The organism is Ensifer sp. YR511, from assembly GCF_900103045.1.
In the GTDB taxonomy this organism is placed as follows: Bacteria; Pseudomonadota; Alphaproteobacteria; order Rhizobiales; family Rhizobiaceae; genus Ensifer; species Ensifer adhaerens.
The window spans coordinates 21,485-37,801 of record NZ_FNGR01000012.1; the positions used below are offsets into that span (position 1 = coordinate 21,485).

Genomic DNA, 16,317 nt, shown 5'->3' on the forward strand with positions numbered 1-16,317 from the left:
TTTCGACTCCAGTGTAAGGAATTTCCTGATGGGATGGATTGAGGTCGATCATGGCGGCTGACAAGCTCTCAACCTACAAGAAGAAACGGGACTTCAAGCAGACAAAGGAACCGAGCGGCGCGGCCGCTGTTAAGCCGGCCAATCGGCTTCGCTTCATCATCCAGAAACACGACGCGACGCGCCTTCATTACGATCTTCGCCTCGAACTCGACGGCGTGTTCAAGTCCTGGGCTGTGACGAAGGGGCCGTCACTTGATCCGCATGACAAGCGGCTGGCGGTCGAGGTGGAGGACCATCCGCTCGACTATGGCGATTTCGAGGGCACCATCCCGAAAGGCCAGTATGGCGGTGGCACGGTCATGCTGTGGGACCGGGGATATTGGGAGCCGGAAGGAAACATGTCGCCGGAGGAAGCCCTGAAGAAGGGCGATTTCAAATTCGTGCTGCAGGGTAAGCGCCTAAATGGCAGCTTCGTGCTCGTGCGGATGCGCAACGACCGCGATGGCGGTAAGCGCACCAATTGGCTGCTGATCAAGCATCATGACGATCATTGTGTTGAAGAGAACGGCGCTGCCATCCTGGATGAGAATATGACCTCGGTGGCTTCTGGACGAACCATGGAGCAGATCGCCAGCGGCAAGGGGCGCAAGCCCAAGCCATTCATGATGGCGAGCGGTGAGGTCGAGGCCGACGCAGTCTGGGATAGCAAGCGAGGGCGCGCAGCCGATAAACGGAAGGAGAGGGGTCGGGAGGATGTGGCGACGTCAACCGGGGTTGACCTGCCCGATTTCATTGCTCCGCAACTCTGCGAAACCGTGGAGCGCCCGCCGGCCGGGAAGAACTGGCTGCATGAGATCAAGTTCGATGGATACCGCATCCAAATGCGGGTCGCAGACGGCGAGGTCATGCTGAAGACCCGTAAAGGGCTGGACTGGACGGCCAAATATCCGGAGATAGCGAAAGCTTCTTCCCAACTGCCCGACTGCATTATCGACGGCGAGATCTGCGCGCTCGACGACAATGGCGCTCCGGATTTCGCGGCGCTTCAGGCCGCCTTGTCGGAAGGCACCACCGGCAATCTGGTCTATTTCGCGTTCGACCTCCTGTTCGACGGCGGCGAGGATTTGAGGCCGAGGCCGCTTACCGATCGAAAGGCGCGTTTGCAGGAGCTGCTGGCAGATGCGACCGACAATGCCCGTCTTCGCTTCGTCGAGCATTTCGAGACGGGCGGCGATGCGGTCCTGCGTTCTGCGTGCAAGCTTTCCCTCGAGGGCATCGTCTCGAAGCAGGCCGATGCGCCCTACCAGTCCGGCCGTACCGACACCTGGGCGAAATCGAAATGCCGCGCCGGGCATGAAGTGGTTATCGGCGGGTACGCCAAGACGAATGGCAAGTTCCGGTCGCTGCTTGCCGGCGTCAATCGCGGTGAGCATTTCGTTTATGTCGGCCGTGTCGGCACAGGCTACAGCGCCAACAAGGTCGAAACACTGCTGCCAAAGTTGAAGGCTGTGGAAACGACGAAGTCGCCGTTCACGGGCATCGGCGCGCCGAAGAACGAAAAGGAAGTCGCCTGGGTGAGACCCGAGTTGGTCGCCGAGATCGAATTCGCTGGCTGGACCGCAGACGGTCAGGTCCGCCAGGCCGCCTTCAAGGGCTTGCGGGAAGACAAGCCGGCCGATGAGGTGAAGGCGGAAAAGCCGGCATCCCCCGCCAAGACCAAAACGCCGGAGCCCGCGCCGACGGTGAACAATGTCCCGCGCAGCAAGGGCGCGAAGGCCGAGGTCATGGGCGTGCTCATCTCCAATCCGGACAAGCCGTTATGGCCGGACGCCGGCGACGGCAAGGCCGTCACCAAAGAAGAGCTGGCCCGGTATCACGAAGCGATCGGCTCTTGGCTGATCGAACATGTCAAGGGCCGGCCGTGTTCGATCATCCGAGCGCCTGACGGCATTGGCGGCGAACAGTTTTTCCAACGCCACGCCATGCCGGGTACGTCGAACCTGCTGGAGCTGGTCAAGGTGTTCGGCGACAAGAAGCCGTATTTACAAGTCGACCGTGTCGAAGGCCTCGTCGCCGTCGCCCAGATCGGCGGCATCGAGCTACATCCATGGAACTGCGAACCAGGGAAACCGGAGGTGCCGGGCCGGCTGGTCTTCGACCTCGACCCCGGTCCGGATGTGCCGTTCGCGGCTGTGGTTGCGGCGGCCCGTGAAATGCGGGACCGGCTTGATGATCTGGGACTTGTCAGCTTCTGCAAGACGACTGGGGGCAAGGGACTGCATGTGGTGACGCCGCTGGCCGTGAACGCACGTACGCCGCTTTCATGGGCGCAGGCGAAGGGCTTCGCCCATGACGTCTGCCAGGAGATGGCCCGCGATAATCCAGACCTTTATCTCATCAAGATGACGAAAAGCCTGCGGCAAGGCCGCATTTTCCTCGACTATCTGCGCAACGACCGCATGGCGACGGCGGTAGGCCCCCTGTCGCCACGGGCGCGTCCGGGCGCCACCGTGTCGATGCCGCTGACCTGGACGCAGGTCAAATCCGATCTCGATCCGAAGCGGTTCACCGTGCGGACCGTACCGGCGTTGCTAACGAAGACGATTGCGTGGGAAGACTATTGCGACGGACAGCGCGAGCTCGAACAGGCCATCAAGCGGCTCGGCAAGCACAAGGCTGCGGCATGATCTTTGAACGGCAGGGCGGCAAGACCACATAGGAAGCATGAAAAATCACACTGTCCCCATCGAGCACCTGACCCGCCTTCGGCGCATCCGCGGCCTGGTACGGTTGATGGACACGGCGCTCCGCATTCCCGGCACGCGCGTATCGCTGGGCGCAGACTCGGTTCTTGGCCTCATCCCAGGCGTGGGCGATTTCGCAGCGGCGGCTATCAGCCTCGTCATCATAAACGAGGCGCGCCGTCTCGGCGTTCCGAATGACAAGCTGGTGAAGATGCTTGTCAATGTCGGCTTCGACACGGTCGCAGGAAGCGTGCCGGTGCTCGGCGATGTCTTCGATATCTATTTCAAGTCCAACCGCCGCAATCTGCAACTCGTGCTGGACCACTTGGAACTCGACCACGCTGACCTCGATCGGTAACGCCGGTCAGCTGCGGTCTCCAAGCGTGGCGATATCGAACACCGCGGCATTGTCCTGGATTTCGCGCAAGCCCTTATAGGAGGCGTGGCGCAGATTTCCGTCGTCCGTCCAGCCGCGGAACTCGATCTCGGCGATCAGCGTCGGCAGCGCGAAGACGTAATTCTTGCCCTTGACCGGCACGACGTGTTTCTTCGTCTTCAGCTTGTCCAATGTCTTGCGCAGGTATTCGGCATCCTTCGCCTTGAACCCGGTTCCGACAGAACCCACCGACACCCAGCTATCGCCCCGCCGGGCGGCAAGCAGAAGGCTGCCGATCCCGCTACGCGCTGCAGCGGACTGCTCATAGCCGACGATCAGGAAGCTCTCACTCTGGACGCATTTGACCTTGATCCAGTCGCCTTTTCGTCCCGACCTGTATGGCCGCTCGCGGTGCTTGGCAACAATGCCTTCGAGCCCCATCGAACATGCATTTGCCAGCAGATCGACGCCATCACCGTGCGCTTCTTCCGACAGCTGCGCCGCGCCGCTTGCGCCGTCGAGGAAATCCGTAAGCAGATGCCGGCGAACCGAAAGCTCCGTCTTCCTCAGATCGTGGCCGTCAAAATAGAGGAGATCGAATGCGACAAAGACCGCCTCCGTCGAGGCGCGCTTGCCGCCGCGGCCCCCGAGCGAGCGTTGCAGCGCCCCGAAGTCCGCATGGCCCTCCTTGTTGAGGACCACGGCCTCGCCATCGAGGATGGCGGTCCCGACGTCGAACCTCTTCGCGGCTTCTGCGATCCGGGGAAAGCGATCGGTCCAGTCATGGCCGCCGCGCGTGATGATCCTAACACCCTTCGGTTCGATGTGGATGGCGAGGCGATACCCGTCCCATTTGACTTCGTAGAGCCATTCCGGTCCTTCTGGCGGCGTCGGCCGGAGAAGCGCCAAGCACGGCTCGACGCGGTCGGGCATCGGATCGAAGGGCAGAGTGGGCTGCTCGGGATTGCGCCGGCGGACCGGCCGCGACTGGAGCGTGGTACCGGATTCATCGAGCAAGGGTATGGCCGATCGGCGCTTCGCTCTCATGGAGATCCATCATGCGTAAGAGAGAATACGAACATCAGTGCCTTCCGTGAAGTTTTCAGGATGAGCGCTTTCCTTTTCCGCTCGCCGACAAACTCTTGCGAAGAGCGTCCATGATGTCGATGACGTTGCTGCCAGCCGCGCCGGTCTCTTCCTTGGCCTTGCCCTTGTTCAAGGGCTTCAGCCCCCTCTTCTTTTTCGCGATAATGTCGAGGAGAGCGTCCTGCACGGGGTCGGAGACCATGTCCGGGGACCAGGTCTTGGTGTGCTGCTTGATGAATTTCTCCACAAGGGGAATAAGATCAGGGTCCGATGCATCGTCGATATCCTCGAAATAGGACTCTTCTGGCCGGACCTCGTCGCCGAAGCGTAGTGTCCAGAGCACGATACCTTCGCCGCGCGGTTCGAGCACGACCGCCCGCTCGCGCCGGCCGATGACGAGTTTCGAAATGCCGAGCACCTTGTCTGACGCCATGGCGTCGCGAATGACGGCGAAGGCCTCATGGCCGACGGGACCGTCGGGCACAAGATAGTGCGGTTTTTCGAGATAGATCCACTCGATGCTGTTGCGAGGGACGAACATGTCGATATCGATGGTCTTGACGGTGTCGAGCGCGACGGCATCCAGTTCGTCGTCCGTGAGAAGCACAAAGTCGTTCTCGCCGCGGGCATAGCCCTTTATCTCGTCCTCATCCTTCACCGGTTTGCGCGTGACCGCGTCAACAAATTGCGAGACGACGCGATTTCCAGTCTCTTTATTGAGCGTGTGAAACCTGACTTTTTCGCTCTCCGACGTTGCTGGCGACATCGAGACCGGGCAGGTGACGAGCGAGAGCTTCAGATAGCCTTTCCAGTATGGGCGCGGCGCCATGATCCCTCTCCTCAGCCGGCTTTACGCTGTCTGGACGTCGAGCCGCGCGCTTTCGATGCCGCGGCGCGCGACGCCGGCTTGCGCCCGACGCCCTTGTTGGTATTGGCGGCGGGTCGCGTCAGTTGTTCGCCGCCGGCCTTCAGCATCTTGGCGCTTTCGCGTAGGGCGGCCAGCAGGTCGTCCGGTTTGGAGACCTTGACCTCCTTTCGCTTCGGCAAGGCCTTGCCTTCAATTTTCGCCTTCACCAGCTCAGCAACCGCCGTCTCGTAGCGATCGTCGAACGCGGCCGGGTCGAAGGTTCCTTTCTTCGTAGCGATGATGTGCTTGGCAAGATCCAGCATCTCACCTTTGATCCGCAGCTTCGGCACCTCCTCAAACGCCTTCTCTGATGAGCGGACTTCGTAGTCATACTGCATCGTGGTGGCGATCAGGCCTTTGCCGTGGGTGCGGATCAAGAGTGTGCGCATGCGACGAAACAGGACCGTGCGCGCGACCGCAGCGACCTTCGACTTCTCCATTGCATCGCGCAGCGCGGTAAAGGCGTCCGACGAAACCCGGTCGGTCGGAACGAGATAGTAGGGTTTGTCGAAATAGACGTCGTCAACGTCGGAGCAGGGGATGAAGGCTTCGATCTGCAGGGTCTTGTCGCTGTCCGGAACGGTAGCGGCCAGCTCATCCGGATCGATCATGATGTACTGGCCGCTTTCGATCTCGAAGCCCTTGGTCTGATCCTCCCGCTCGACCTCCTTGCCGGTGTCGCTATCGACGAAGACACGGTTAACACGATTGCCGGTGCGGCGGTTGATGGTGTGAAACGCGATACGTTCCGAGGTGCTGGCGGCCGTGTAGAGGCCGACTCCGCAACTTACCTCGCCAAATTTGATGAAGCCCTTCCACTGGGCACGATGACCGGCCATCTTTAAAACTCCCGACTCGACGCAACCAAAGCGAGTCAAGCGAATCACGAGCGAATTTGTTCCGACTCGAACGGAATCGAAAATCCATAACTTAGGCATGCTTTGACGCCCTTTTCGCGAGTCTCGACCATGTCGCTGATTCGCTGCATCTTTTCGGGGCGGCGTGCGTTCTTCCGAAACCACAACTGGAAGGGAGAATGTCATGACGAAACGTGAATTCGTCGATACCGGAACCGATAGGCGCTATATTCGGCGCTGCGGGAAACGCCAGTTCAAGGAAAGTATCGATGTGAGCCGGGTCCCTGTTCGCCGATCAGCGCACAAAGGCGAAGACTGAGGCAAAACCCGGCAAGGCGGTCGCGGAGATTGGCATAAGAAGCATTGGCGCGCGGGCCGCCCTCTGTCGTAGCGACGGGTGATGCGATGGCCGACGATGTCGAGATTGATCATGAGGACAAAGGGGCTGGCGAGCGCGTGTCGGTCGCATTTCCGTTCGACCGTATGGCCGTGCAGCGGTTTCGCGAGGCTTTTCCACGCGCCCGCTGGAGCGACCGGCGAAAGGTCTGGATCGTCCCCGGCACGACCGCGCGCCGGCGCATCGATCGCTGGCTGGCCAGGGAAGAATCCCGCGTCGATCCATACGCAGAGGGCAAGGGCAGGGATGCTTATGCGTTCGAGCCGATCCTCAGCCCTTATCTCAACGTCGACAAGGACGGGTTTCGCATCCGGACGCCTTTTTCACGCAAACTGGTCGAGGAAATCCGGCAGGTTCCATTTGCCCGTTGGGATGGCGAGCATAAGGTCTGGCGGGTGCCATTCGCTTCCTATGATCATCTTGTCGATCGCTGGGGGGCTATCGAGGCGGAAGCGCAGCGAAATGAGCGTGAAGAAAAACGCAAGCGGGCCGAGGCGCGCAAGGGAACCTACGAAGAAAGACTGTCCCGCCGCCGGGCGGCCGAGCGCAAGCGCCGGCGCATCCCGCTTGCCGCCGATGATTTGCCCCCGATAGATCGGCCGCTTGCGACGCCGCTCTACGGGATCGTCGTAATTAGAGACATAACCGGCGAGCTAGTCGATTGCCATGAGGTAGCCGACCTTTATCCGGACATCGCCGGGGATCACGTTTGGGGCCTATGGCGGACGCCTCTGCTGGAGGAACTGGTGCAGACCTGGCCCTCGAAAAGGGCGGCGGAAGAGCGTGAGCGCTGGCGCGGCTGGTGGCTGCCGACCCTTGAGGAATTGCGCGAGGCGCGGCTGACCGCCAAGGCGCGCGAACGCAGGGCCACACAAAAGGCTCAGGCCTGACTTCAATCCGATGGTGGTTCGATCATCGATGATGACCGGCGCATGGTCGCTGGTGTGCTTCCAGCCCCGAGGGCTCTCGATCGCATGAAGAGCCAACAGCCGTTGTCGAAGGTGGGTGGGCTGGGATGCGATCTCCCAGCTTGACGGCGGCGGCTCTGTTAAAAGGTCGCGTCCGCTCGCTGTTTCGCGCCGGTCCATCCTGATAAACCTCCCGTCAGAGTGAAACGTCGTGCTCGGTTTTGACCGCGTCGCCAACCGATCGTGACTGATGCCTTTGGTTTCGCGTCCCGGCGATACGGATGAGATCTTTCAGCATGGTCAGCAGCCCTGGCCAGGGGCGTCCTCAAGCTTGAGCCCTGGATCGCGCGCAAGATTAAACAATGAAGCTTTGCGGTGACTTCGATTACCGAGGAGGCCGGTGCCGCGACTTGCTCCGCGATGAGGGCCGCGAAAGCCACGATCCTTGTACTGGCGGTTTGCGGCCGGCCCAACTTAAGCGCGCCATTGCCCCGATGATCTGGAGCCTACAGATGGCGGCCTGACCAGCCTTCGACACCCGGCCAAGCCGTTCTTTCCCACCAGAAGAGAATGGTCGTGGAACAAGGCCGAGCCAAGCGGCAAAGTCACGTCAACAGAAATATCCCAGCCGGCGGCAGGGATAGTGTACGCTCGGCAATCTGCGGTCAGTTACTGCCCGAGAGCGTTGATGAGATCGTCGGGTGAAATGCCTACGGCCAGACTGCAGACCCGGCTTGACCTTCGGATTCTACCTTTCGCAACAGTATCAAGCGTCCGTCTCTCTTTGTCTTGCATGTTGGTGCTTGTTCCACGCGCCGCTGTTCGTGTGGAAATGCAGGCCTCGCTTTTAAGGTCAGCTACGATGACTACGACATAAAGAACGGCGATTGAGCCGTACAGGCATGCTTCACCATACTCCAAACGGCCCAGGCGGCGCTGAAAGGAAGCCATGTTCTTTCAGAATTATGATCGCTTGAAGTCCGCATTGCTCTTGGTTGCGATGCTCGGGCTCGTGAGTGGGCTGGTATTTTTTACGGCCGGCAGGCCCGATGCAGCCACTCTAGCTTGGCGAACCGGCGTCGTCCCAGTTCTTCTTGCGCTGATCGTCGAGATTCTTCGCAGTCTTTGGCGAGGCGAAGTCGGACTGGATATCGTGGCGGCGCTTTCGATGTCAGCGGCGCTGTTGTTCGGTGAAACGCTCGCCGCATCGGTCGTCGCTGTGATGTATTCTAGCGGGACATTTCTGGAAAGTTTCGCCGAGGGGCGTGCCAGGCGCGAAATGAGCGCACTTCTGTCCCGGGTGCCGAGAACGGCCACGCGGCATGCAAATGGCACTCTTGAAGATGTAGAGCTCGACAACATTAAGCCGGGCGACCTTCTTCTGATCCATCAGGGCGCCGTCGTGCCAGCGGACGGCGACATCGAGAGCGAGAAGGCGAGCCTCGACAAGTCAGCCCTCACGGGGGAATCGATGCCCGTGCGGCTGGGGCGTGGTGAAGAGGCGATGAGCGGATCAACCAATGCGGGCGAGGCTTTTGACCTGCGCGTTCGACATCGTGCAGCCGACAGCACCTATGCCGGAATCGTCCGGCTGGTAGAGGCAGCACAGGCATCCAAAGCGCCGATGGCACGGCTTGCCGACCGCTATTCCATGCTGTTCCTGGCTGTGACGATAGCGCTAGCAACTGCTGCGTCGTGGTTCACTGGTGACCCGATCCGCGCTGTGGCGGTGCTTGTCGTCGCCACGCCGTGCCCGTTAATACTTGCCGTACCCGTCGCCCTGGCGGCCGGTCTTTCACGTGCAGCGCATTTTGGTGTTCTTATCAAGGGCGCAAAGCCATTGGAGGCTTTGGCAAGGAGCAGTACACTCGTCCTCGACAAAACCGGAACCTTGACGGATGGCCGTCCACAGATCGTTTCGACCGAAGCACACAACGGCATGTCGGATGACGAAGTATTGTATTTCGCCGCAGCTCTCGAACAAGCGTCAAAGCATCCTATGGCTCAGGCGATTGTCACGGCGGCACGCTGCAAGGGTTTTATGCTGCCGGCGCCCGATCACCCTACCGAGCGTCCTGGCGAAGGAATTTCCGGAATAATTTCAGGCCGACAGGTCACCGTGGGAGGAGTTGCGTTCGTCAATCAACAGGTCGGCACGACGGCTTTGATGAACCCTATAATGATGGCTGGTTCTGTGGTTGTCGCCCTTGCCGTCGACAATAAAATTGCTGGCTACATTACCATGGCGGATGCTCTCCGGACAGGTACTGCCGAGCTAATAGCAAACCTTCGGCGGCTGGGCATTGGCCGCATCGTGTTGGCTACCGGCGACAGGCGGGCGGTCGCAGAAAATATAACCAAAGGACTCGGGCTGGATGCGGTCAGGTCGGATCTGACACCGGACCAGAAAGTTCTTCTCGTGCTCGCAGAGCGTAAGAATGGGCCAGTGATGATGGTCGGCGATGGTGTCAACGATGCGCCGGCTCTTGCAGCTGCCGACATAGGCGTGGCCATGGGGGCTCGTGGCGCTGCTGCCTCGGCTGAAGCCGCCGATATCGTTCTTCTGGTCGATCATCTGGATCGCTTGCTGCCGGGGATCGAGATCGCCCAGCGTTCCCGGCGTATCGCGATGGAAAGCGTGGTGGTTGGTATCGGGATGTCAATTGTTGGCATGATGGCTGCCGCCCTAGGCTTCATCACTCCCGTGCAGGGAGCGATCATCCAGGAATTAATCGACGTGACTGTGATCCTCAATGCATTGCGCGTTCTCGGGATCAAACCCCGAGTAGGGCAGGAGAACGCGGCATAGTTTGGCTGCCCACTCCGGCCGGCAGATCTGGTCGCAGATGTGGCGGCTGGACGGAATTTGTCGGTGTAGGCAGGTTTCGAGCGCAGACCAAAGAGATGAATTCCGGTCGGCCGCAACGTGCGCTCCTGCTCCGATAGAAACCGGCAGGCCAGCGGAATCTCGCCCCCCTTTTTCCGCCACACGGCAATTGGGGGGGCGGCCCAAACTGCTGTGGATCTACTGATGGTAGGAGCCGACAATGTGGAGGCCCATCTAACCGTTCGACGAAATCATCGAGATCTGGAATGATTGAGCAGAGCATCCTGAATTGCCACGGTTCGAACTCACAAAGACAGGGTCTTCGCACGCGTCGCATCAGCAGAAGGCGCGCGACTTCGGCCGGCGAAGTCCAGGGCAGCTGGCATAACCGCCGCCTCCATGACTTGCCTGTTCAGGGTTCTTTGCGCGATAGCATTCAGGCGGATTGTGTTGTTCATCGACGCCGCCGAGCCTAGATGGCGGATGTCGAGAGGGTGAGCCCTGTTAGCGCGAGCAAAATCCTGGGGACTAGTCCGGATCGGCGAGGCGCCTACTCCGCCTCGACTTAACACGGCATAGAAGCAAGGAAGGAACTATCGTGTCTTGTCATGGCGGCGTGAGGGAGGGGCTGGGCGCGACTGTTTTGGCTTTTGGGGCGATGTCGCCCCTGGCGATGTGCCGAATATGATCATCCGGATGTCACGGTCGCATTTGACGTCGACCAGAACGCCGCTGCAGCAACCCGCGCGACGGCTTTTGCTGAGGCGGCCGACGGGCGCTATCTGGTCGCCGGTGCGCACCATGCTTTTCCGGGGATCGGGCATGTTCGCTGCGATGCGGACAATTACGACTGGGTACCGCTGGTATACCGGGCCGTCTACTGAACGCCAAACGCATGGAATGGTCGTCATCCGCAGCGATCACTGTCGATGCCGACCTCCCAGGCGAGAAGTGGCTTGATATTTACGCGCCCTTGCCGATGCCCGCGGGAATGGCCTTGTTTGGCTTGCCCGCAGAGGCAATTTGCACATCGGATCATCAAGAGGTGACGACGGGGCATCCTGGATGTGATTAAACGGAGCCTGGCGCGAGCACACTCGCCAGGAGGTCGTGAATTTGGAAGAGTCGGAAGAAATCTCTCGCGGTCCACTTTCGAAAGGAGCGTTATCGAAGGGCCGCACCCTGCAGGTCTCGCAAGACCGGGAAGAAGCGGCTGCTCCACCTGAGCGGACCTCGCCGCTCGGCCTCGAGCAATACATCGCGGGCAGGACGCTTGTCAGTGGCGATGGCCCGGCCTGGAAGGACCTGTTCGTTCAAGTCTATTCCCGCCGCGACAGGCAGGAAGCGTTTCTTGTCCCGGCTGTTGCAGAACCGCTGATCGTCTGGGTTATGTCGGGCGAGGCGAATGTCGAAGAGCGCGAACTCGGCGGCGATTGGATATCCAATATTGTGTCAGTCGGAGACTTCTTCCTGACCCGTTCCCCGACGCCCTATGAAATGCGCTGGCGTTCGACTGGGACGGCGCCCTTTCAGGTGATGCACCTGTATTTGTCGGTTCCTCTGTTTGAGCGTGTCGCCAAAGAGGTGCTTGGCGGCGATGGGCCGCCCGCGCTGCTCGACGTCTCCGGCGGGAAAGACGAGCAGCTCTCGCATCTTCTGGCCTTGATCCATCAGGAGCTTGCCGCTGAGGGCAAAGGCAGCCAATTGTTCGTGCAAGGATTGGCTCAAAGTCTCACGGTGCACCTGATCCGCAACTACGTATCGGAGGATCGGCAAGACAATCGGCAGACGGCTCTTCCTGGCTTTAGGCTTCGGCGCGCCATGGCTTATCTCGAAGAGCACCTGGCTGACCCGTTCAATCTGGCGCAGCTCGCCGTCGCGGTGGGCATGAGCGAGTTTCATTTCAGCCGACTGTTTAAGAAAGCAACAGGCCTTTCGCCCTCCCGCTACCTCATTCGCCAGCGCGTCGCCAAGGCACAGCAGCTCCTGCAGGAAACGGATACGAGCATCATCGAGATTGGCCTGTCCGTTGGCTATTCGAGCCCAAGTCACTTTGCCCAAGTCTTCCGCCGCGAGACAGGTCTGGCGCCGAGCCACTATCGTCGAGGATGATTTTTCATCCGTCTGCGATTTGAGCAAGATCGCGACAGGTCGCGCAAGGCCCCGTGAGAAGGGCCCGCGTGAAACGCTTAGGTTTCTCCTTGTCGAAACGAAACGCCCACCGCGGTGGTGGGCTTCAAAGACAAGGAGTGAAGACAATGGCCAATCTCAACGGAAAGATCGCATTGGTAACTGGCGCGTCGAGTGGCATTGGCGCCGCTACCGCCGTGAAGCTCGCCGAAGCCGGCGCAATAGTCGGCATCGCGGCTCGCCGGACCGAAAAACTCGAAGACCTGAAGAAGCGGATTGAAGCTAAGGGCGGCGAGGCTCTGGTGATCGAGATGGATGTCGTTGATCCGAGCGCCATCGAAACCGGCGTCAGGAAGCTTGTCGAAGCCTACGGCTCGATCGACATCCTGGTCAACAATGCGGGCCTGATGCCACTCTCGGACATCGACCAGTTCAAGGTCGACGAATGGCACCGGATGGTGGACGTGAACGTAAAGGGCCTGCTCAATACGACGGCTGCCGTTCTGCCCCAGATGATCAAGCAGCATTCGGGCCACATCTTCAACATGTCCTCGATCGCGGGCCGCAAGGTCTTCAAAGGTCTTTCTGTCTACTGCGCCACGAAACATGCGGTCACGGCCTTCTCCGACGGACTGCGCATGGAAGTTGGCCAGAAACACAACATCCGCGTGACCTGCATTCAGCCAGGCGCTGTTGCCACCGAGCTCTACGACCACATCACCGATCCGGGTTACCGCAAGCAGATGGATGAGCTGGCCAGCCAGATGACATTCCTTCAGGGCGAGGACATTGGCGACACCATCGTCTTCGCCGCTCAGGCTCCGGCGCATGTCGACGTCGCTGAGCTGTTTGTCCTGCCGGTTGAGCAGGGCTGGTAAGCGACTGTCCTACCGGGCCCTGCCCAAGGGTGGGGCCCTTTTCACGGGAGAGTACGATGAAAGAGATATCCGCACTACAAACCTACCGTGTGTTGGAGCCAGGCCCAATCGTTATGGTAACGACCAGCGATCGGGGAAAGCCGAACGTCATGACGATGGGCTTTCATATGATGATCCAGCACGCGCCGCCGCTGATCGGCTGCATCATTGGTCCGTGGGACCATAGCTTCGAGACACTTCTGGCGACGGGCGAATGCGTCATCGCCGTTCCTGGGCTCGATCTCGCCGAGACGATTGTCGATGTGGGGAACTGCTCGGGCGACAGCGTCGACAAGTTTCAGCGTTTTGGACTGCGCACCGAAAAGGCGAACGAGGTCTCGGCGCCTCTTATCGCCGACTGCCTGGCGAACATCGAATGTGTGGTGGTCGATCGGCGCAACGTCGAGCCGTACAACCTGTTCATCCTGGAAGCCAAGCGCCTATGGGTGAACGAAACCCGCAAGGAGCGTCGAACGCTCCACCACCGGGGCGACGGCACCTTCACCGTCGACGGCGGAACGCTCGATCTCAAGGACCACATGGTCAAGTGGCGCCATCTGCCCTGAGGAGCGCCGGCCGCTTCACCCGAAACCGAAATTAGAGGAGAAACACCATGTCTGCTTATCTCGTCGTCGACCTCGATATTCACGATATGAATTCGATCGAAGACTATCGTTCCAAGGCATTGCCGCTCGTAGCCAGAGCAGGCGGCCGCTTGATCGCTCTCGACGTCACGCCACTTGCGCTCGAAGGCTGGGAAGCCACCAACATGCTGATTATTGAGTTCCCGGACAAGAAAGCGATCCGCCAGCTGTTTGCATCGCCTGAATATGGCCCGCTTGCTGCCCAGCGCCAGGCTGCTGCCAATTCGAGGATTATCGCGATCGAGGGCGCCTGAAGTCTCTCAAGTCGAGAAGGATTATCGATATGGCCGAACTGACCAATGTAGCCGTCTTCAAGGCAAAGCCTGGTCGATCAGAGGATCTCGCCGCCGCGCTTCTGGCGCTAGTCTCCCCCTCGCGACAGGAAGCTGGAAACTTGCGTTACGAGATATTCCAGTCCAGGGATTCGCTCGAGAATTGGATGGTGGTTGAAGACTGGCGCTATCCTTCAGACTTCGACGAGCACATGGCGACCAGCTATGTCCGAGATTTTCTGGCGAAGGTTCCTGACCTCTGTGTCACCGATGTTGAGATCCGAGGCTTTCAACAGCGCTCGGTGCCGCATGCATAACCGCTGGATAATCGAACGCAAAAGAGCCCGGGCTTTTGGCCCGGGCTCTTTTGCGGCTTACGCGGGGTTAGCGGCGAGCGTCGAGGCTGAGGCGGCCCGCGCCGAACGCGACGACCTGCAGCAGGCCACCGGCCATGGCGATGTTTTTGAAGAAGTGAATGAACTGGTTCAGGTCGTTGAGGTTGTTATGGAACGTCAACGCGGTGGCAATGCTGAACAGGGCGAGGATCAGGGCGACGACGCGGGTCTGGAAGCCGAGGATCAAGGCAACGCTGCCGAGGATTTCCGTCACGACCGCTGCACCATAGGAGAGGGGCGGGAAGGGCAGGCCAACCATATTGATGTAGCCGATTGTTCCGGCGGGGTCCGAGATCTTGCTGATGCCGGAAAGCAGGAAGATGGCAGCAAGAAGAACACGGCCGGCAAGCGGGGTCACGCCGTTGACGAGGATCGACTGTGAAAGAGTTTCTGCGCGCTCAGCGATTGCATCGGAATAGGACATCGACGTTTTCTCCTGGGGTGGGGCGCAGCCACCGTGGCTGCGTCGTGAGAAGAAATTGCCATCACGCAATCAAACGAAAAAGCTGGATAATTTCGCGGATTATCGTCGATGATTTCGAACGATCTAGGCAAAGAAAAACCCGCGCTTTGGAGGCGCGGGTCCGACTGCACGGGCATGGAATTTAGATAACGGAGAGAAGGCCTCCGTCTACCAGGAGTGCTGTCCCGGATATGTAACTGGAGAGATCCGACCCCAGAAATGCCACAGCATCTCCTACTTCCGAAGGTTTGCCCAGACGACGCAGGGGCGTTCGTTGGCGGAAGCCTTCAGAGGCCTGGGCAATACCTGGGCTTGTGCGGAGGAGTTCCGTGTCTATCGTCCCGGGTGCGACCGCATTCACACGAATGCCGTCTGGGCCAAGCGCGTCCGCCAGTGACTTCGCCATCAGCACCACACCGCCTTTGCTTGTCGAATAGGCAACGGTAATGCCGGCACCAGAGATCCCCCCCATGCTCGCCATGAGGACAATGCTGCCCTGCTTGTTGAGCGCCTTCATCTGGCGCGCAGCTGCCTGCGCACCGAACAACGGGCCATCGAGGTTGACCGACATCAGGCGGCGGTAATCGTCTTCCGGAACTTCCGCTCCGTCTGTCTTCAGCGTAATGCCTGCGTTTGCCACCATGACATCAACGCCACCGAACTCCTCTGCTGCCGCAATCAGGGCGTCATTGTCTGCCTTGCGGCTGACATCTGCTTTGACGAAAACGGATTTAACCCCCAGTTTTCTGATATCGGAGGCAGTGGGTTCACCGCCTTCGCGAGGTGCTTCCACGACGTCCGAGACGATAACGGCTTTGGCGCCATGTTCGGCAGCCCGGATGGCGATCGCACGGCCAATGCCGCTCGATGCGCCGGTGACGATGACGACCTTGCCGTCTAGAATGTTACTGTTTCTCATTGTGGTGATCCTTAGTGTTCCGGCACTTTGGGGGCCGAGGAGGGCAGCGCGTCGAGTTGCTGCAGGAGGTAGTAGAGGTTGGCCACGCCCCAGTGCTCGACGATCTGACCGTTGCGGATGCGCATAGCATCAACCGTCTCGAACTTGATCTTGCGGCCCGTCGGTTCGATCCCGAGGACAACGCCCTGATGGGTGCCGTGATAGGTCTTGAAGGTCGTGACGATATCGCCGTCGACCGCCTGCCAGTGGATCTCGGCATGGAAGTCCGGGAAAGCGACGCGCAGCGCGCGGTAAAGGCCGCGCGCACCCTCCTTGTCGGGTGTCCCGCCCGGCTGCGGTGTGTGGTCGAGAAAGTCGTTAGCGAAAAGCGCGTCGAAGAGTTCGAAATTGCCACCGGACTGCACTTCGAGTGTGTTGCGGCGCACGACTGCTTTCAATGCTTCCTGTTGGGCTTCATGGGGGGCTGACATGACAT

At 59.9% G+C, this 16,317-nt stretch carries 15 protein-coding genes and 2 pseudogenes; 10 read left to right on the top strand and 7 right to left on the bottom strand.

Annotated features, from left to right (window positions below; genetic code table 11):
* The first annotated feature begins 50 nt into the window (after positions 1-50).
* Together ligD (BLU15_RS20250) and BLU15_RS20255 are read left to right on the top strand one after the other, a co-directional pair.
* Positions 51-2,687 carry a DNA ligase D gene (gene ligD, locus BLU15_RS20250; RefSeq protein ID WP_090297473.1) on the top strand — a complete coding sequence of 879 codons (2,637 nt, stop codon included), beginning with the start codon at positions 51-53 and terminating at the stop codon, positions 2,685-2,687.
* Between the two features lie 37 nt (positions 2,688-2,724).
* On the top strand, positions 2,725-3,102 hold the full coding sequence (locus BLU15_RS20255; RefSeq protein ID WP_090297476.1) for a DUF4112 domain-containing protein: 378 nt from the start codon (positions 2,725-2,727) through the stop codon (positions 3,100-3,102).
* Between the two features lie 6 nt (positions 3,103-3,108).
* Here the strand turns inward: BLU15_RS20255 and ligD (BLU15_RS20260) are convergent, their stop codons facing one another.
* From ligD (BLU15_RS20260) to BLU15_RS20270, 3 genes are read right to left on the bottom strand one after another with little or no spacing between them, the layout of a single operon-like run.
* On the bottom strand, positions 3,109-4,167 hold the full coding sequence (gene ligD, locus BLU15_RS20260; RefSeq protein ID WP_090297479.1) for a non-homologous end-joining DNA ligase: 1,059 nt from the start codon (positions 4,165-4,167) through the stop codon (positions 3,109-3,111).
* Between the two features lie 55 nt (positions 4,168-4,222).
* Entirely contained in the window at positions 4,223-5,035 is an 813-nt protein-coding gene (locus tag BLU15_RS20265) for a non-homologous end joining protein Ku (protein WP_090297481.1), read from the bottom strand.
* Positions 5,036-5,046: 11 nt separating this feature from the next.
* On the bottom strand, positions 5,047-5,952 hold the full coding sequence (locus BLU15_RS20270) for a non-homologous end joining protein Ku (RefSeq protein ID WP_090297484.1): 906 nt from the start codon (positions 5,950-5,952) through the stop codon (positions 5,047-5,049).
* 202 nt (positions 5,953-6,154) lie between these two features.
* On the opposite strand from BLU15_RS20270, the pseudogene BLU15_RS20275 reads away from it, so the two are divergent.
* Positions 6,155-6,361: pseudogene (locus BLU15_RS20275) on the top strand (hypothetical protein).
* A 14-nt stretch (positions 6,362-6,375) separates the two neighbouring features.
* Positions 6,376-7,257 carry a hypothetical protein gene (locus tag BLU15_RS20280; RefSeq protein ID WP_090297823.1) on the top strand — a complete coding sequence of 294 codons (882 nt, stop codon included), beginning with the start codon at positions 6,376-6,378 and terminating at the stop codon, positions 7,255-7,257.
* Positions 7,258-7,660: 403 nt separating this feature from the next.
* Here BLU15_RS20280 and BLU15_RS20285 read toward each other — a convergent pair.
* Positions 7,661-7,885, bottom strand: a pseudogene (locus BLU15_RS20285) (transposase); the annotation flags it as partial.
* 339 nt (positions 7,886-8,224) lie between these two features.
* Between BLU15_RS20285 and BLU15_RS20290 the strand changes: the two are divergent.
* From BLU15_RS20290 to BLU15_RS20325, 6 genes are all read left to right on the top strand, one after another.
* Positions 8,225-10,084 (top strand): heavy metal translocating P-type ATPase, encoded by a 1,860-nt coding sequence (locus BLU15_RS20290; RefSeq protein ID WP_090297487.1) that lies wholly within the window; start codon positions 8,225-8,227, stop codon positions 10,082-10,084.
* Between the two features lie 1,200 nt (positions 10,085-11,284).
* Entirely contained in the window at positions 11,285-12,214 is a 930-nt protein-coding gene (locus BLU15_RS20305; RefSeq protein ID WP_244546794.1) for an AraC family transcriptional regulator, read from the top strand.
* A 146-nt stretch (positions 12,215-12,360) separates the two neighbouring features.
* Complete coding sequence (locus BLU15_RS20310) at positions 12,361-13,110, top strand: SDR family oxidoreductase (RefSeq protein ID WP_090297492.1); 750 nt, start codon at positions 12,361-12,363, stop codon at positions 13,108-13,110.
* A 56-nt stretch (positions 13,111-13,166) separates the two neighbouring features.
* Positions 13,167-13,715 carry a flavin reductase family protein gene (locus tag BLU15_RS20315; protein WP_090297495.1) on the top strand — a complete coding sequence of 183 codons (549 nt, stop codon included), beginning with the start codon at positions 13,167-13,169 and terminating at the stop codon, positions 13,713-13,715.
* A gap of 47 nt (positions 13,716-13,762) precedes the next feature.
* Positions 13,763-14,047, top strand: a complete 285-nt coding sequence (locus BLU15_RS20320) for a DUF1330 domain-containing protein (protein WP_090297497.1) — start codon at positions 13,763-13,765, stop codon at positions 14,045-14,047.
* A gap of 29 nt (positions 14,048-14,076) precedes the next feature.
* Positions 14,077-14,382, top strand: a complete 306-nt coding sequence (locus tag BLU15_RS20325) for a putative quinol monooxygenase (protein WP_090297499.1) — start codon at positions 14,077-14,079, stop codon at positions 14,380-14,382.
* A 67-nt stretch (positions 14,383-14,449) separates the two neighbouring features.
* Here the strand turns inward: BLU15_RS20325 and BLU15_RS20330 are convergent, their stop codons facing one another.
* From BLU15_RS20330 to BLU15_RS20340, 3 genes are all read right to left on the bottom strand, one after another.
* Positions 14,450-14,884, bottom strand: coding sequence for a DoxX family protein (locus BLU15_RS20330; RefSeq protein ID WP_090297502.1), 435 nt, complete (start codon positions 14,882-14,884; stop codon positions 14,450-14,452).
* Between the two features lie 181 nt (positions 14,885-15,065).
* Positions 15,066-15,842, bottom strand: a complete 777-nt coding sequence (locus tag BLU15_RS20335) for an SDR family oxidoreductase (RefSeq protein WP_090297504.1) — start codon at positions 15,840-15,842, stop codon at positions 15,066-15,068.
* 11 nt (positions 15,843-15,853) lie between these two features.
* Positions 15,854-16,312, bottom strand: coding sequence for an ester cyclase (locus BLU15_RS20340; RefSeq protein WP_090297507.1), 459 nt, complete (start codon positions 16,310-16,312; stop codon positions 15,854-15,856).
* Positions 16,313-16,317: the final 5 nt, after the last annotated feature.

What these genes read in the sequence shown, in the direction of transcription:
- ligD (WP_090297473.1), top strand. Translation starts at nt 51, where the DNA reads ATGGCGGCTGACAAGCTCTCAACCTACAAGAAGAAACGGGACTTCAAG.
- BLU15_RS20255 (WP_090297476.1), top strand. Translation starts at nt 2,725, where the DNA reads ATGAAAAATCACACTGTCCCCATCGAGCACCTGACCCGCCTTCGGCGC.
- ligD (WP_090297479.1), bottom strand. Translation starts at nt 4,167, where the DNA reads ATGAGAGCGAAGCGCCGATCGGCCATACCCTTGCTCGATGAATCCGGT.
- BLU15_RS20265 (WP_090297481.1), bottom strand. Translation starts at nt 5,035, where the DNA reads ATGGCGCCGCGCCCATACTGGAAAGGCTATCTGAAGCTCTCGCTCGTC.
- BLU15_RS20270 (WP_090297484.1), bottom strand. Translation starts at nt 5,952, where the DNA reads ATGGCCGGTCATCGTGCCCAGTGGAAGGGCTTCATCAAATTTGGCGAG.
- BLU15_RS20280 (WP_090297823.1), top strand. Translation starts at nt 6,376, where the DNA reads ATGGCCGACGATGTCGAGATTGATCATGAGGACAAAGGGGCTGGCGAG.
- BLU15_RS20290 (WP_090297487.1), top strand. Translation starts at nt 8,225, where the DNA reads ATGTTCTTTCAGAATTATGATCGCTTGAAGTCCGCATTGCTCTTGGTT.
- BLU15_RS20310 (WP_090297492.1), top strand. Translation starts at nt 12,361, where the DNA reads ATGGCCAATCTCAACGGAAAGATCGCATTGGTAACTGGCGCGTCGAGT.
- BLU15_RS20315 (WP_090297495.1), top strand. Translation starts at nt 13,167, where the DNA reads ATGAAAGAGATATCCGCACTACAAACCTACCGTGTGTTGGAGCCAGGC.
- BLU15_RS20320 (WP_090297497.1), top strand. Translation starts at nt 13,763, where the DNA reads ATGTCTGCTTATCTCGTCGTCGACCTCGATATTCACGATATGAATTCG.
- BLU15_RS20325 (WP_090297499.1), top strand. Translation starts at nt 14,077, where the DNA reads ATGGCCGAACTGACCAATGTAGCCGTCTTCAAGGCAAAGCCTGGTCGA.
- BLU15_RS20330 (WP_090297502.1), bottom strand. Translation starts at nt 14,884, where the DNA reads ATGTCCTATTCCGATGCAATCGCTGAGCGCGCAGAAACTCTTTCACAG.
- BLU15_RS20335 (WP_090297504.1), bottom strand. Translation starts at nt 15,842, where the DNA reads ATGAGAAACAGTAACATTCTAGACGGCAAGGTCGTCATCGTCACCGGC.
- BLU15_RS20340 (WP_090297507.1), bottom strand. Translation starts at nt 16,312, where the DNA reads ATGTCAGCCCCCCATGAAGCCCAACAGGAAGCATTGAAAGCAGTCGTG.